Genomic DNA, 16498 nt, shown 5'->3' on the forward strand with positions numbered 1-16498 from the left:
TTATAGTTCATAGAAAATAGCGTCTTTCGGTTGATTTAACACTTTTGTATTTGATTTATTGTAATATATTTCTATTATTTCTATCTCGCTTTTGACGTGAGTTTCCGCTAATAAATCGCTTACTTTGGACAAGTCTATTTCCTTTTCCTCATTGATTTCGATCAGGCTTACGAAAGATGGTAAGACTGCTTTGGATTCAGGCTTTAGCTGCACCCATAACAATAATTCGTTTTCTGTTCCTGCTTTGGCGGCAGAATCATAGTAAGTAGCTCCTTTTCTTAGTCCCTCTTTGAGTTTAGCGATATCATTTTGTGACAAACCTTCTACATCAACACGCGCTACATCTTCATCGATGTTTTTTGGATTTACGGAAAAGTGGTGAACGTAATGGCCTTCCTGTAAGCGCGATTGAGTTCCTAATGTGGTCATTGTGCTGTCGGCGCTTGCTTCGTTCGAGTTCTTGAAAGGCGACATGATTTGTTCTGAATAAATAACATTGTCGACAAACTTGTTTAGTCCGTGGGTGATCTGGCAGGTTCCATGGATGGAGATATTGGTCTTTCCAGCGTAGGTGCCACCGAACAGCCTCACATCCAGACATTTCAGGATATTCCCGAGTACTTCAAGCCTCAATTTGGTCTTTTCCTTTTCCTGGAAATCACCAAAATGAAAAGCATAAGTTTCGTCTAAGGTACGAGGCGACATCTCTTCATTTAGGGACTTAAAGTAGAATACTTTTTCTGATAGTTGATTTCTCCAATAGTTTCTAATCGAGTATTTCAAAGCTTTGTCGGTAGCGTAGATGGTCCCATTTGGCAGTTTGCGTGGCTGTCCCGAGAAGTCTGCGTTATAGTTTGAATTTATTGATTTGATGATAGCTGCACCGTAAACGCGGTTGTTAAATGTTGTCATAGTGATTTAGTTTTTAGAATTTGAACTGAATAATTGATTTTTCGCGAAAACGCCCGATAGAATCTGGGGTAGTAGATGTTTGAGATTTGAATCGGTTTCATAACTTAAAATAAACGCTGCGACTTTTTCGAAGTTTTTGGAGAAATTCTGGTGTTTGTAGCGGCCGAAGTCATTCGCTATTGCCTTTTTAAATTCACTGCACTTTGATTGTTGCAGATACGGCTCCAGAAGGTTGTAACTGTTGTCTTCCGACTTGCTTTTGCTTAGAATATACTCAATCACCTGCCCCGCAGCAAAAGCAAATTTTTCGTCTGTAATATCAGTCAACGAATCTTCCGCGATAATGGCGGAGACAAAGTCCTGATATTCTTTTAGTTTGTTTACCATGTCTTCTTTTCGTTTAGGATTAAAATTATCAAATAAACTATACCAAATATTGAGCTTCTCTTTAATTCCGTATTCATTTATGTTGCTAACATCGTCTAAAATGCTATTGAATACCATTTCATAAAAGACATTATCGTCAATGGTGTTTTTTTGTGACTTGTAAATGAAGTCGTATACAGCTTTCCGGTATTTTGAAAAGGAAGAGAATGTTCTGTTTAGCTTTGCATAGTCTTCCTTGTTCAATTCGCCGAAATAATCAACACGGAGATATTTATTTTGAATCAGAGGTTTAAAAACCTGTTGTTCGAGCTCGAAAATTGTTTTCATGAGTGAGTAGTGCTTATCGGTATTCTTTCCTTTTTCTTTTATTGAGAAAAGATTTTGAATGAGTAAAGGTTGCTTGAGTTTATATTCAAATCTTGAAACGTAGTCGAAATCCTTGAATACAATACCTTCCTTGGAGTTTTGCCAGAAAAGTAAGTAGTAATTGGCAATGTCCATTTTGTTATCTTCTACCAGCTTCTGAATGATCTCTTTGTATCCGAATTTAAAGCCGCTGTCTTTGAAGATACTAATGACTTTGTCTTGAATAATTTCTTGCTCGTAGATGAAAATGGGTAGCGGGCAAGGCAAGATTTTGTTTGGGAATATATTTTTCAAATCGTTCAACAGCTTTGCATCTACATTTGATATTCTTCCGGTTATGTCAAAACTGGCTGTTTGATGCATCAAGAAGGGCATATTGCTGTTGAATCCGTTCATAAAATTGCTCGTCCCGTATATCAGGCCTTCGTTATTCGCTGGAGTATTGTATTTGTCTGTATTAAAAAGTTTATCGTCCAAATACTTTTTGTGAACTTGCTTGTACAAATCAAGGGGAACATCAAGATAAAATATAATGTAGCTGCTATCTTCTAGTGGCTTGACTTTTAAGAGCGCTAGTTCTGCTTGGGTGATTTTATCTTTTAGTGTTTCCTTTTGTATCCTATCTTTAGTGCCTTGGAATTCATTTTTAAGCTGTTCGTATTTCTCCAGCAGATTATTTCTTGACCCAGTTTGTTCATTGTCAATTCTTGTTAACATTTGTGAGAAATGATTATTTGTGAAGAAGTTTGCGAAAAATAGGTATTTTTCGCTTTCGCCCTCGTTTTCGAAAAGTGTAAATGCCTTCGAAAAATATTCTCCAAAACGCTGGTAAATGGCTTTTTTATTACTCTTATTTTCTTCAAATTTTGCACCTCCCTTCAAATGTTCTCTTTTGAAACCAACGGCAAAGGGTGAACAAGTGTGAATCGCTTTGGTCGGTAAATCGAAGCACTTGTTTGTATCAATGCACCAGGCATTTTGATGTAAGAGTTTACAGTGGCTCAGGAAACTGGAAGTCTGATCTTTTTGATTTTTGGAGTATTGTTCATACTGAAAGTGTTCGGAGTCAATTTTGGCTTCGCCATCTTCGGTTACTAAACTCTTGATTGAAATATGTAGGCCCTCTTTGGGTTTAGAGCCTAGATTTTTAAACTCTTCGTCAATTCTGCTGGTGAAATTTATTAGTTCCCTTATCATTTTCGAATCATTTTATTAAATAAATGTATGTTGCCACGTCTGAAAAATCATCGGCCATATAATTCTGGGCCGATGATTTTTCAGCTTCACATTTCTCAGATGAAAAACATAATAGATAAAACTTTCAAGATTCATTTGACTTCCGTCGCTTGCTTTGTAAAATTTGTTTTCTATTGCCCGAAGATTTTAACAAAGATAAGTAAATATCTCATACTAAAGCTAATTGGTGAAAAATTATGTATTTACACACATAATTTTCTCTATTTTTGAGCGCCAGTATTCCCACTTTTAACAATCGAACAATCTTGAATTGAAATTAATAAAGCTAATTGGTTGGGGTACTGGCTTTTATGCTTAAAAAATTATCGATGCTCGAGATATCCGCAGCCTTGAGCATTGTACAAACCGCACCCCGAATTACACAACAGCTCCACGAATCGTTTTTCTCCCATCACATTTAATCCTAGATTGGTAAATCCCCGGATTTTGGTCTCTGCCGGGGTTCCCGCCTTAATAGTCATTAGTCTTGATTTGGTTTGGATGCTAACATCTTGAAGTTCAACGGATAAAACTGCATCTGCCAAATCTGTATCGGGTTCCACGGACTTAATCTTTTCCTTCCAGTTGTAAATCAGGCATTCGACAAATCTTTTATCGTCGGGTGACAAGAAATGATAATTACCTCTTTCGTTTTTCAATCCGGCGACACAGGCTGACGCAGTTTTTAACAGTAGCTCAATTATTTCATTGTCTAGTTTACCAGCAAATGAACTGGGCAAAGCCTCAATAGTCTGGACGGTAAATGCAGCCTTGGTTTTTCGATCGGCGATTTCAACCCTCTGCGACATGAAAAGCCCTTTAATGAAGTTCTGGGACGCTTGGGGTAGGTGAAAGGAGATTTCAAAAGATATTGTATCACTAAGGGCAACCAGACGGTCCCCCTCTATCTTAAACCTGCCTCTTAAATCCGAGAAGCAAAACAATTTAAAACCCTTCCCATATCCACGCTCATGCAAAAACGCAGCATATTCCTCGCTCGCCCGGTTGATGATCTTATAGATCGCAGCAGACAAAGGGTACTGATAATTGATAGGGATTATCTCGTTTTTGTCAGAGGTTATGGTAATCAAAAATCGCATTGCTCAAAATAGAATTTTCCAGGTGCAACAAACAGGCTCACCCTTAAAAAAATTGGCGGATATCTATGGTCTTACACGGGTCGCAGCAGTTAACTCATCACGAAAATCCAAATGGCAACCATTTTTTCCGGGCTCACAGTTGCGTAAAGTTAAGAGATGGATTTAATAAAATAAATTTTTTTTTAATGGTTCGCCACTGATCCCTTTTTCCCGGCCCGTGATCATGAATAAGATCATGATTTGTATCAATTTTTGAACTGCTCTGCTTAATTAATGCGAATATCTGCATAAAACAAATTTATATTAGTTTATAACCTCAGTTCCGCCGAAAGGATCGACATTTATTTGGCTGGTGCGGCTTCTGTCTTCGGACGAATTCTTAGATCGAAAACTATTCTATCGCTTCTGTTTCTTTTGGATGTTGTAAACTCTGGTGATGCCTGGCCGCCGGCAGGCGGGTTGACCCACTATTCTATGGGTTTGACTCACCCGCCTGCGGGTAAAAAAAAGTAAGATCTGGATGAGGTAACTTTTTGTATCTTCGATACATACCGTGAAACCTAATTTCAAATACTTTAATAGCGAGGCCAAATCCCCATTTCCGCGTGATGACGTGCGTTCTAATTTCTGGTACGGCGAAAGCGTGATGAACAATACGGTTACAGACTTTGATTCCTGGGTCGAGTACGGGAAGGAGATAGTAAAGCGCCTGCGTGATGAAGGAGATGAAACCCGCCTGCGGCGCGCCGAAATACATCCCCCGGAGGAGTTCGGTATCATTGTCTACATTGAAACGCTGTTCTGCAAATGGGATCCTTACGACACGATGGAATGGATTTATGAATACTAACCCAAATTGGGTATATGCGGAGGCTTTGTCGGTATGTTTGCAAGTTGTACGACAAAAAAAGCAGCCACTTTATGGTGACTGCTTGAACTTCTCGTGGTCCCACCAGGGCTTGAACCTGGGACCCTCTGATTATGAGTCAGATGCTCTAACCAACTGAGCTATAGGACCGGTGACTACCGGATTCACACGAACATCGCCCGCAGAATCCAAATCGTCAAACTGCACAGAAAAACTGTGCCCCGTTTAAGGGACGGCAAAATTAAAGAAAATACAAATGCCCGGACCATTTTTTCAGGCTAATTTGAGCCATAAACCCACATTTTCGCCTGGTTATGAAAGGATAATGCCCGCATTAACCTATTTTTAACCGAAAGAAAAATATATTTGCGCCTGTTAAACTCTATTATGAAGAAAATATTTCTCTTAGCGGCTGTTTTTTATCTATCGGGAAACCTGTACGCACAGGTGGATTCACTGCCACATGAACCAACAACAACCGCACCCAAAACACCAAAAGCTCATAAGAAACAATATAACCTGTCTAACCGGGCTAAAGACCATTTCCTGATCCAGCTTGGCGGACTCAACTGGATGGGAAAGCCGGATAGCATCCATACAAAAGGATTGCCCAGGACGATCAACGCTTATTTTATGTTCGATTTTCCTTTTAAAACCACGCCACAAATCAGCGCCGCGATCGGCCTCGGCGTAGGCTCCGACAGAATGTTTTTCGACAGCGCCTTCGTAGACGTAAAAGGAACAGGCCAGTTACTCAAATTCAATAAAAACCCCTACGGCAATAATACCACCTTCAAAAAAACCAGCCTGAACACTTCCTACCTGGAAGTTCCGGTTGAACTGCGCTTTACCGGCGATCCGGAAAACGCCGATGCCAGCTTCAAATTCGCCTTGGGTGTGAAAGTGGGGACGATGATCAAAGCCGGAACCCGTAACCGTAACCTGCGCGGTAGCCCATACGCCACCGATTACCTGATGAAAGAAGCCAGCAAAAAATATTTTAATACAACCCGTATCGCCGGAACAGCACGGATAGGATACGGTCACTTTACCATTTTCGGATCCTACCAGTTCACCACCCTGCTCAAAGAAGGCGCCGGCGCACACCTGCACCCCGTTTCAATTGGGCTGTCCTTTGGCGGACTATAACAGATTAAATAATTTCAAGAGAATCAGAGGCGGTTTTGATAAACTGGCCTCTTTTTTTTGCCGCTGGTTTCCGTGGGCTTGGATTCTCCCGCAACACTATTCTCTGGTCGGTGTATTGTTGAAAACGGCCAGGGGCGAGACTTTCAGCCGCCTTGCAGTATGAACAAACAATGTAAGCTGATTCAAACGCATCCACGCGGCAAATGACGGGAAAAGAGGGGTTCAAATGCATTTATGGGTTACCTTGCGCAACAGATCTGACAACCATTCACGATATATGCACTGAAAATTAATCAGGATACCAGCTATGCCGTTTTTCGTCACTTATTCCTTTCATATGTACAGGCAGAAACCCCTGCCGCCCAAAACGTACAGGGGATAGCATATAGAAAACCGTAAAGCTTAACAAAAAAAGTATTTGATCCGCTTAAATAATTCTTATGACGATTCAGAAAATTAGTTTTTGTATTGGCGTTTTATTTCTGTCGGTAGTAGCGATAGCGCAAAAGCCCGATCTGGAAATCCGGTTCAACGCATCCGCCTCCAATTTTACTGAGTCGCTGCCGCTGGGAAACGGCAGGCTGGGAGCGATGATGTTTGGGGACACCAAAAAGGAGCGGATCGCACTGAATGAAATATCGCTATGGTCGGGCGGACCACAAGACGCCGATATGGATAGCGCCCATTATTACCTGAAGCCTATCCAGCAACTACTGCTGGATGGCAAAAACCGCGAAGCGCAGGCCCTGCTGATGAAACATTTTGTGGCAAAGGGCAGGGGCTCCGGCTTCGGCGCCGGTGCAAAGGATAAATTCGGGTGCTACCAAACCGCGGGAGATCTGCTGATTGAATGGGACGATCAGGCAAAGATCTCTAACTACCAACGGATCCTAAACCTGGAACAGGCCACAGCCACCACAAAGTATAAAAGAGATAACAACCAGATCACCGAAGAAGCTTTCACGGATTTTGTGCGTGATATCATCTGGGTAAGGCTCAAAAGTGAAAAGCCCGGGAAGCTGAACCTAAACTTATCTCTATACCGCAAAGAAAATGTGCTGTCGAATGAGGTCCGCAACGGCACAATCGTCCTGTACGGTCAACTTCCCTCCGGCGCCGATAAAGGCATGCGCTATGCCGTTACCGCAAAACCGGTTCGCTGTGACGGTAGGATATCAACGAATGGTGATGTTTTAAACATTTCAAATGCCTCCGAATGTGTGATAGCCCTGGCCATCCGCACCGATTATAATTATCTCAAAGGCGGATTGAATCTGGCAACCGACCCCGTAAAACAATCCATACAGGATATTTTCAAAGCAGGCGCACATTATAATAACGCCCGGACCGCCTCAACAGCGGCCTACCTCAGATACTTCGACCGCTGCCGGTGGAAGGCGCCTTATGCCCAACCATCTACCGCAAACCTGACCACCCAGGAACGGCTGGTGAACTACGCCAAAGGCGGTGATGACAACCAGTTGCCCATCCTGTATTTCAATTTTGGCAGGTACCTGATCATCAGCTCCTCCAGACCCGGACTGCTTCCCGCCAACCTGCAGGGCCTCTGGGCCGTGGAATATCAGACACCCTGGAACGGCGACTATCACCTCAATATCAATATCCAGATGAACTACTGGCTGACCGATCCTACGAACTTGTCTGACCTCGCTCAACCTCTATATCAATTTTCCAAAAACCTGGTACCCAACGGATCCACAACTGCCCGGAAATACTATGGCGCGGAAGGCTGGGTGGCGCATGTAGTCTGCAACCCCTGGTTTTTTACTTCCCCGGGTGAAGGTGCGAACTGGGGTTCTTCACTGACCGGCGGTGCCTGGCTGGCCACGCATATCTGGACAAGATACCAGTTCACCAAAGACGAAAATTTCCTGCGGGAGTATTACCCCGTCATGAAACAGGCCGCTGTTTTCTTGAAGTCAATTCTAATTCAGGAACGCCAGCACGGGTGGCTGGTAACCGCACCTTCCAATTCCCCTGAAAATACCTATATCATGCCAGACGGCTTCAAAGGCAATACCTGCATGGGTCCCACCATGGATATGCAGATCTGCCGTAATATCTTCAGCGCTTGCATCGACGCGGCTAAGATCCTAAATACCGATGAAACCTTTGCGCAACAGTTGATACCAGTCAGAGACAAACTGGCGCCCAACCAGATCAGCCCCAGCAACGGCGGCATCCAGGAATGGCTGCAGGACTGGCCCAGCGCTGAGCCTCAGCATAGACATGTATCACACCTGTTTGGTCTGCACCCTTACGACGAGATCAATCCCTGGGATACGCCCGATCTGATGCAAGCTGCCAAAAAAACACTGGAGCTGCGGGGCGACGGCGGAACGGGCTGGAGCAAGGCCTGGAAAGTATGTTTCTGGGCGAGACTGGGAGATGGAGATCACGCCTTCAAAATGCTGCGCGGGCTGCTGCTGCCGGTAAAAAATGATGGCAAGACCATCTACACAACCGGAGGTGGATCTTATTCAAACTTATTTGACGCCCATCCGCCTTTCCAGATCGATGGCAATTTTGGCGCCACCGCCGGTATCACCGAAATGCTGCTGCAAAGCCACGGGAAAGATGAAATCATCCGATTCTTACCAGCCCTGCCAGTTTCAAAAGATTGGGCCAACGGAAGTATTAAGGGATTGATAGCACGCGGCAACCGACAGGTAGATATGGAATGGAGCCAGGGTAAGCTGAAGCGCGCTGTAGTTACTCCCCGGCTAAACGGAAACCTGAAAATATTGTTGCCATCAGGTATGCGTGTGCTCAATGCAAAGGGTCAGAAGATTCGTTACAACCTAGATGAAAAAACGAGAGTCGCTACGATTGCAGGCGTGGGTGACAGTAAAATTTTGATCAGTTTATAGTTTGCCGATAACACCATCGAGGTTATTCTATCAAAGCACCGGTAAAATTCCGATCAGCTTATAGTTTACCTCTGACGCTAAGCGCATCCCTTAATCCGTTGCCCAGCAAGTTAAAGGCCAGCACCAGGATCATGATGGCAATGCCGGGAGCCAGCGCCAGCATAGGGTTTTGGGTGATGATAAAATTGTAGTTTTCCTTGATCATCAATCCCCAACTAGGCTGAGGGGGTTGCACGCCCAGCCCCAGGAAACTAAGACCGGCTTCAATGACAATCGCAGAGGCGAAGTTAGCTGCCGATATCACCAGTACCGGCCCCAGGATATTCGGCCAGATATGATGTACGATGATCCGCGCGTGACTAAAGCCCAGCGCCCGCGTGGCTTCAATATATTCCAGTTCGCGTACAGCCAGTACCTGCCCGCGGACAAGCCTGGCCACATTCACCCACATGGTTAGACCCACTGCCACGAAAACCTGCCAGAAACCTTTACCCAGCGTCAGCGTGATGGCGAAAACCAGGAGCAGGGTAGGGATGCTCCAGATGACGTTGATGAACCACATGATGATATTATCGGTACGTCCGCCAAAATAACCCGCCAGTGAACCCAGCAACAGACCAATACTGATCGATATCAATACCGTGATCATGCCCACACTCAAGCTGATGCGAGTGCCCGCCAGCAACCGGCTCAGTATGTCCCTGCCAAATTTATCGGTGCCAAGCCAGAATTTTTCTGTCGCGACCGGATGAGGCGCCAGTTGATTTTTGTGAAAACCAACACGCTCGCCAACCCCCTCATCAATGAATTTATCAGCAATGATACTATCGCCTTTCTCGCGAAAACTGTTTACGGGAATAAAATCGAATTCGTCGGGTTTGCCTGATATCAGTCGTTTGAAAAAACCGGACTTTGCGGGGGTAAATTCTTTTTTGGCTAAAAGGAATGTCTGGGAGAATCCAGGTTTCTGACCGCCAATTTCTAGAATAATCCGGTTGGCGTAGGGTGATGGATCCTGAGCGATGAAATAGCAGAAGACGGCCACCAGCAACGACAGCAGTATCACGACCAGTCCGGCCATGGCGCCTCTGTTCTTTTTAAGCCGCCGCCAGGCAGCATTTTCAAAAAATTTCATCGCGTCAAAAAATTAGTCACCTGCTATTTTACCTTCGATTTAGACAAAGATTAAAAAACGTAATTAGTCCAAAAATTAATCACCTGCTATTTCACTTTTCTTCCCTTCCATTCGTAGGTTCCGAAAGTTCCCAGAAAACCGGCCAGGATGGTATAGCCAATATGCAAAGGCTGAAATAGGAAGAAATATTTTAATGTGGACCGTCTCCCATAAAAGTTGCTGACCTGGATCATGAACGGCAGTTCTGCAACTGTTTTCGCGACCCACAGGATCAACAGAAAATAAAAATATTGAATATCGATGAAAGAAGCAATGGCGAGCAAAAGAAAGGAGAAGTTGAAAAGATAAACCAGCAGCAGCACGGCGAAGATTTTTTTATCGTCATAGCTTGTTGCTTTGCTGGCCCAGCGGATGCGCTGGTTGAAAAATTCCCGCCAGGTGGCAGCGGCTGATGTTTCAACGATAGCCGGTTTTGATTTCAGGTAAAGCACCCGGTCCGGGTACCGCAACCTCACCTTATGCATCAGCAGCATATCATCGCCGGAGGCGATGTGGTCGATACCGTTGAAACCGCCCACTTCCTGGAATACATCTTTTCGGTAGGCGATATTGGCGCCGTTGCACATACTATGAAACTTTTGAGAGACCGATGCTGCCGTGATGCCCTGAAGCGACAGAAAATCAAGTTCCTGGAAAGTAAAGAGCAGGTTGTTTTTCGCGGACGTTGTGCTGCCGGCAGGAACGAATACAACCGGAGCGGCGACAAACACCGGATCGTTTGCGCTGATAAATGCTGCGTAACCGGCGATCCATCCCGGGGATACCGTGCAATCCGCATCGGTGCAGAGGATCCATTCGTAATTAGCTGCGGCAATGCCTGTCTCGATAGCTTTCTTTTTGTACGCAATGCCCTGATCGTCCTGAGCCGGGATGACTCTTAACCAATCCGTTGGATGCGCCGTCTGGTCAGCCGTAAAGCGCCGGACGATATCCGCGGTCGAGTCTGTGGAATGGTCGTCCACGATGATTACTTCAAAGTGGGTACCGGGATAAGTTTGCCGGGAGATGGATGTCAGCAGGTTACCAATGTTTTTTTCTTCATTCCTGGCGGGGACAATTACGGAGATCCGGGGCGAATTTCCGGCCTGTACTTCAGAAGGTACAAAGACCTGCAATTTCTGCCAGCCGCGATGGTAAAAGAAAATAACCGCTGAGTAACTCAGCAAAAGAATGATACAGATAACGATAAGGATCATGGTGACGCAAAACTAATGTTTTAGGGGATGCTAGATATTAGATATTAGACGCTAGATTTTAGATGTTAGACATTGAGCCCCATACATATATAAATATAGCGTAACGTAGATTTCAACTTATCACACTTAACGCTTTAACAATATCTCCCGCATATTTCTTGCTTAACATCTGATGTCCGCATTCGAACAGGGAAATCTGGCACCAGGATTCAATACCTTTGGAAAACTTTAAACCATCCTTTGGGTGAAAAATGCTATCGTTTTTTCCAAAAAACAATTTGACCGGTACTTTATTTTCACTAATCAGTGATTTTATTTGATAGATGTGGGGTTTAAACGACTTGTAGGCTGGCCAGCCCTGTGAGAGAAGCTGGCGATAATCGTTCCGCTGCAGGCAATCAATGGTGAATTTTGCCAGGTTCTTTTTAATACCGGCGCGTTGAAGCAGCCTGGCCATACCCAGGAACAAGCCCGGTGACTGCACCGTATGTTGAAAAATCCTGTAGCCCGCCTTCGTATAGATAGCCAGCCAATACCAGAAATTTACTTTTAATCCATCAGGAGCTATGAGAACCAACCTGTCGATGGATTCGGGGACCGCCTGGAACAAAGAAAGAGCGATCCTGGCGCCAAAACTGAAACCAATGAGTGAAAATTTTACTGCCTCCTTAACCTTTTCCTTGTCGATGATCAGTTGCACGATCGAAACCAGATCAGCAGGTGTAATTTCAGAGCCTTCCTTCCAAACAGTTTCCCCGTGAAATGGTAGGTCGGGCGCAATAAAAGTATACCCATCAGCATAAGATTCAAGAAAACTGAAGGAAGTCGATTTCCCCCCAAAACCATGAAAGCAAAAAACAAGCTTTTCGCCATGGCCCATCCGGATATAGCCGATGCTTGAATGTTTATATGGAATAGAGAGTCTGGTCAACCGTATTTTTTAATCTGCCGAATGCTACTTTGGAACTCATTACCCGAACCTGCTAGTTTGCAAGGCTCATCAGCAACAGGATTCAAAAACCCCATCAGCAACTGTAAATTAACTTGAATTTTTCAAAATTAATACTAATTTCGATTAGTTGTTAAAACAACAGTATGTTAAACAACCAACTGAAGAGAGGTGAGCTTCACAGCTTTATCACCGGTGTGGCCAATACCGCCATTGCGCGCCGCCTGCAGAAGAAGTTCAACCAGGCCGGGCTGAACCTGACGACCGAGCAGTGGAGCGTGCTCTACCACCTCTGGAAACAGGATGGCATCAGCCAGCAAGACCTTTGTCTGGCCACGTTCAGAGACAGGCCGAGCATGACACGATTAGTGGACAACCTGGAGAAAGCGGGGCTTGCCAGAAGAACGGCCTCAAGCAGCGACCGGAGAAAGAAGCTGATCTATCTCACGGAAAAAGCCTGGAACCTGCAGGATATCTGTCACGAAATAGCGGCGAAGACAGTGGAAGAAGCATTGGAAGGGGTTAGCAATGATCAGATCGATATTTGTAAGGAAGTGCTGAAGAAAGTCTATGAGAACCTGAAGTAGCCAGGACATTAGCATGTAGTTCGTATAAAATCAACATAAACATTAACCTTCCGCTGCCACCGTACCCACGGGTGGTCGAAGCGGGACAAAGCCACGATACTATGGGCCACACTTTGAAAGGAGCCGAATGGCTCATCAACAAAACCCTCCCCGCGGATATCTTTACGCCGGAACAGTTTGATGAAGAACAATTAATGATCAGGGATATGTGTAACCAGTTCCTGGACCTGGAGATCATGCCCATCCTCGACCGCATCGACAGTCTGGAAGACGGCCTGATGAAATCGCTGATGCAGAAAGCCGGTGAGCAGGGTTTACTCGCCACCTCATTCCCCGAACAATACGGCGGGATGGGGAAGGACTTCATCACATCGACCCTGGTCAATGAATACCTGGGCTCGGGTCATTCCTTTGCTGTGGCTATTGCCGCACATACAGGGATCGGTACGCTCCCCATCCTTTACTTCGGAACCCCGGAACAAAAAGAAAAATATATTCCCAGGCTCCTGACCGGCGAATGGATTGGATCATATGGACTTACCGAACCAAACGCGGGTAGCGATGCACTCAGCGGAAAAACCTCAGCCAGGTTAAGTGAAGACGGAAAGTATTACCTCCTGAACGGACAAAAATGCTGGATCACCAACGGAGGATTTGCCGATGTCTATACCGTGTTTGCAAAAATTGAAGGAGAGGGCCTGGATGCCGACCACAAAGGATTTACAGGTTTTATTGTAGAACGGGATACTGAGGGGTTTACCCGCGGGCCGGAAGAAAAGAAGATGGGTATCAAGGGGTCGTCTACTGTACAACTTTATTTTCAGGATGCAAAAGTGCCCGTGGAAAATCTGCTGGGAGAAATAGGTAAGGGGCATCGCATCGCGTTTAATATCCTGAACATCGGCCGGCTTAAATTATGTGCGGCTACGTTGGGCGGTACCAGGCGGGCCCTGGACACATCCATCGAATATGCCAAAATCCGCGAACAGTTTAAACAACCGATCGCCAACTTCGGTGCGATAAAGCATAAACTCGCACAAATGGCCATCGGCCTGTTTGCCTGCGAATCGGCCCTATACCGCACGGCAGGCTTGATCCGCGACTTTGAGCAGGAATTGCAGACTGCAGGCAAACCATTTAATGAGTCACTCCTCGGTGCGGCCGAAGAATACGCGGTTGAATGCGCGATGTTGAAAGTCTTCGGAAGCGAAACGCTGGATTTTGCCGTGGATGAAGGCGTGCAGATCCACGGTGGCAACGGTTACAGTGCAGAGTACAATATCAGCCGGGCTTATCGCGATAGCCGTGTCAACCGGATCTATGAAGGTACCAATGAAATCAACCGTCTGCTGATCCTGGACATGACGCTGAAGAGAGCCATGCAGGGCCGGCTAAACCTGATGGGACCCGCGATGGAAGTGCAGAAAGAACTGATGAGCGTACCTGACCTGTCTTCGGATAGTGGAGATGAAACCGCCTACGGACCTGAACGGAAGCTGGTTGCCAATCTGAAGAAGGCGATCCTCATGGTTGCCGGCGCCGCCGTCCAGAAATTCATGACGCAGATAGAAAAGGAACAGGAAGTGCTGATGAATATCGCTGATATGGCTATCGCAGTTTTTCATGCCGAAAGCATGTTGTTGCGTACCATCAAGGCTAAGGATCAAAATGATGGCAAGACTGTTGTCTTTGAAGATATGATGCGCAGCTTCCTGTACGATGGCGTGGATAAGGTCGGTAAATACGGTAAGGATGCCGTCAATGCTTTTGCGGAAGGTGATGAACAGCGTATGATGCTGCTGGGCTTGCGCCGCTTCACGAAAGCTGAGCCTTTTAATATCCGGGATGCCAGGAGGCGGATAGCAGATAAAATAATCCAGGACGGACGTTATAGTTTTTAATGGGTGATGAACTTTTCAAAAGCCCCAAACCAGCTCCTGCAAAGGGCTTGCGAGCTAGTTACGCGGTTATAGGGGAACCGCATCACCCTTATGGCAGGTGCCGCATTTCACGACGATAAGATAGGCAGGATGGATTTTCGGATCCGTATTGAAATAGCTCTTATTGATGTCGATCGTCATCCGGATCATTTTCCGGGCCTCTTCTTTTACAGGATTTTCATCTGAAGCGTAATCCAAAACTTCCTTGTTGTTTTTATCGGGAACATGGCAAAAATCGCAGCTGACGCCCAGGGCCTTGGTGTAGGATTGCATGATGCTGTCCAGTTTTTCATCCGATATGTCCTGGGGTAAAACCTTCAGGTTCCTTTTTTTAGACATGCTTGAATGAGCTGAGCCTGCGGCAACGAAGAGGATAATGACCAGGAGGGTGAGTATGATTTTCCGGAAACGCATGGGATCGTCTTGAAATCCAAAGTTAAAAATTATTAACGGTAAAATGAAGGTATTTAAATGATTGTGAAGAATTCCGGATTTCTGTAAGTATAAATAATCGTCATATTAACGAATAGATTAACTTTGTAGACTATTAAACTGTGAAATGAACTATCCATAAAAGTTTTCAGGCAGATTTGTATCGATCGCGATGAACCGCGAAGCGCTCGTGAGCGCTAAAACAGATGACAAATAATGCGGACAAAATTTTCTATGGTAAATGAAAACAAAATAATGAAAGAAGTATTAACCCCAAGTCTAACCCAGAAGGACTTTGTAACAGACCAGGAAGTGCGCTGGTGCCCGGGTTGTGGCGACTATTCAATTTTGGCTCAGGTACAACGGGTTATGCCCGGATTTGGGATCCCCAGGGAGAACATCGTTTTTATATCCGGAATTGGCTGCAGCAGCCGTTTCCCCTATTATATGAATACCTATGGTATGCACTCGATCCACGGTCGCGCGACGGCGATTGCATCCGGACTGAAAGCATCCAGACCGGAACTCAGTGTGTGGGTGGTAACCGGAGACGGAGACAGTCTGAGTATCGGTGGTAATCATACGATTCACCTGCTAAGAAGAAATCTGGATATCAACGTATTACTTTTCAATAACCAGATCTACGGATTGACCAAGGGACAATATTCACCAACTTCCGAAGCGAACAAAGTGACCAAGTCAACCCCGTTTGGAAGTATCGACCATCCGTTTAACCCTGCTTCACTGGCGCTGGGTGCAGACGGGACCTTCGTGGCGCGGTCGATTGATAGGGATCCTAAGCACCTGCAGGCCATGCTGATCCGCGCGCAACAACATCGCGGAACGTCCTTCCTTGAAATTTATCAGAATTGCAATATCTTTAATGACGGCGCTTTCGAATCGTTTACGGAAAAAGGTTCAAAACCGGATGAGACCCTGTTCCTGGAACAAGGCAAACCGCTGGTGTTCGGAAAACAAAAGGAAAAAGGACTCCGGCTGGACGGTTTCAAACCTCGTGTTGTAAGTCTGGAAGAAGGTTATAGCCTGGATGATTTGTGGATACATGATGAGACGGATATTTACAAGGCACAGATCTTAACCCGTATTCATGACAATCCGGATATTGCCGGACATTTACCGCGTCCGTTTGGCGTTTTTTATGAGACTCAGAGACCCTGTTATGAAGAAATGATGGAGCTGCAACTGGAAGATGCAGTGGCTCGTAAAAAACCAAATCTGAATGCCTTGTTGCAAGGCAGGGAAGTTTGGACCATCCAGGATTAATCGGTA

At 45.3% G+C, this 16498-nt stretch carries 13 protein-coding genes and 1 tRNA gene; 6 read left to right on the forward strand and 8 right to left on the reverse strand.

The window, feature by feature from the left end:
- The 3 genes from AC3WS5_RS03865 to cas6 form a co-directional block, all read right to left on the reverse strand.
- Positions 1-912, reverse strand: a complete 912-nt coding sequence (locus tag AC3WS5_RS03865) for a type I CRISPR-associated protein Cas7 (protein ID WP_492465914.1) — start codon at positions 910-912, stop codon at positions 1-3.
- A 6-nt stretch (positions 913-918) separates the two neighbouring features.
- A complete protein-coding gene (locus tag AC3WS5_RS03870) occupies positions 919-2862 on the reverse strand; it encodes a hypothetical protein (protein WP_492465915.1) in 1944 nt (647 codons plus the stop codon).
- A gap of 362 nt (positions 2863-3224) precedes the next feature.
- Positions 3225-4001: a CRISPR-associated endoribonuclease Cas6 gene (gene cas6 / locus AC3WS5_RS03875; RefSeq protein WP_492465916.1), complete on the reverse strand. Its 777-nt coding sequence runs from the start codon at positions 3999-4001 to the stop codon at positions 3225-3227.
- A gap of 553 nt (positions 4002-4554) precedes the next feature.
- Between cas6 and AC3WS5_RS03880 the strand changes: the two genes are divergently transcribed.
- Complete coding sequence (locus tag AC3WS5_RS03880; RefSeq protein WP_492465917.1) at positions 4555-4851, forward strand: hypothetical protein; 297 nt, start codon at positions 4555-4557, stop codon at positions 4849-4851.
- 94 nt (positions 4852-4945) lie between these two features.
- Here AC3WS5_RS03880 and AC3WS5_RS03885 read toward each other — a convergent pair.
- A tRNA-Ile gene (locus AC3WS5_RS03885) sits at positions 4946-5019 on the reverse strand.
- 237 nt (positions 5020-5256) lie between these two features.
- On the opposite strand from AC3WS5_RS03885, the gene AC3WS5_RS03890 reads away from it, so the two are divergent.
- Positions 5257-6018 carry an outer membrane beta-barrel protein gene (locus AC3WS5_RS03890; protein WP_492465918.1) on the forward strand — a complete coding sequence of 254 codons (762 nt, stop codon included), beginning with the start codon at positions 5257-5259 and terminating at the stop codon, positions 6016-6018.
- Positions 6019-6458: 440 nt separating this feature from the next.
- Positions 6459-8909, forward strand: coding sequence for a glycoside hydrolase family 95 protein (locus AC3WS5_RS03895; protein WP_492465919.1), 2451 nt, complete (start codon positions 6459-6461; stop codon positions 8907-8909).
- 58 nt (positions 8910-8967) lie between these two features.
- Here the strand turns inward: AC3WS5_RS03895 and AC3WS5_RS03900 are convergent, their stop codons facing one another.
- The 3 genes from AC3WS5_RS03900 to AC3WS5_RS03910 form a co-directional block, all read right to left on the reverse strand.
- Positions 8968-10044, reverse strand: a complete 1077-nt coding sequence (locus AC3WS5_RS03900; protein ID WP_492465920.1) for an ABC transporter permease — start codon at positions 10042-10044, stop codon at positions 8968-8970.
- An 86-nt stretch (positions 10045-10130) separates the two neighbouring features.
- On the reverse strand, positions 10131-11300 hold the full coding sequence (locus AC3WS5_RS03905; RefSeq protein ID WP_492465921.1) for a glycosyltransferase: 1170 nt from the start codon (positions 11298-11300) through the stop codon (positions 10131-10133).
- A gap of 112 nt (positions 11301-11412) precedes the next feature.
- Positions 11413-12231: an alpha/beta fold hydrolase gene (locus tag AC3WS5_RS03910; RefSeq protein ID WP_492465922.1), complete on the reverse strand. Its 819-nt coding sequence runs from the start codon at positions 12229-12231 to the stop codon at positions 11413-11415.
- 164 nt (positions 12232-12395) lie between these two features.
- On the opposite strand from AC3WS5_RS03910, the gene AC3WS5_RS03915 reads away from it, so the two are divergent.
- Positions 12396-12836, forward strand: coding sequence for a MarR family winged helix-turn-helix transcriptional regulator (locus AC3WS5_RS03915; RefSeq protein WP_492465923.1), 441 nt, complete (start codon positions 12396-12398; stop codon positions 12834-12836).
- Between the two features lie 101 nt (positions 12837-12937).
- Positions 12938-14737 (forward strand): acyl-CoA dehydrogenase FadE, encoded by a 1800-nt coding sequence (locus tag AC3WS5_RS03920; RefSeq protein ID WP_492465924.1) that lies wholly within the window; start codon positions 12938-12940, stop codon positions 14735-14737.
- A 66-nt stretch (positions 14738-14803) separates the two neighbouring features.
- On the opposite strand, the gene AC3WS5_RS03925 is transcribed toward AC3WS5_RS03920, so the two are convergent.
- A complete protein-coding gene (locus AC3WS5_RS03925) occupies positions 14804-15190 on the reverse strand; it encodes a c-type cytochrome (RefSeq protein ID WP_492465925.1) in 387 nt (128 codons plus the stop codon).
- A gap of 273 nt (positions 15191-15463) precedes the next feature.
- Here AC3WS5_RS03925 and AC3WS5_RS03930 point away from each other — a divergent pair, with 273 nt between their 5' ends.
- Positions 15464-16492: a 2-oxoacid:ferredoxin oxidoreductase subunit beta gene (locus AC3WS5_RS03930; RefSeq protein ID WP_492465926.1), complete on the forward strand. Its 1029-nt coding sequence runs from the start codon at positions 15464-15466 to the stop codon at positions 16490-16492.
- Positions 16493-16498: the final 6 nt, after the last annotated feature.

The organism is Niabella sp. CPT15-335-S11, assembly GCF_058792415.1.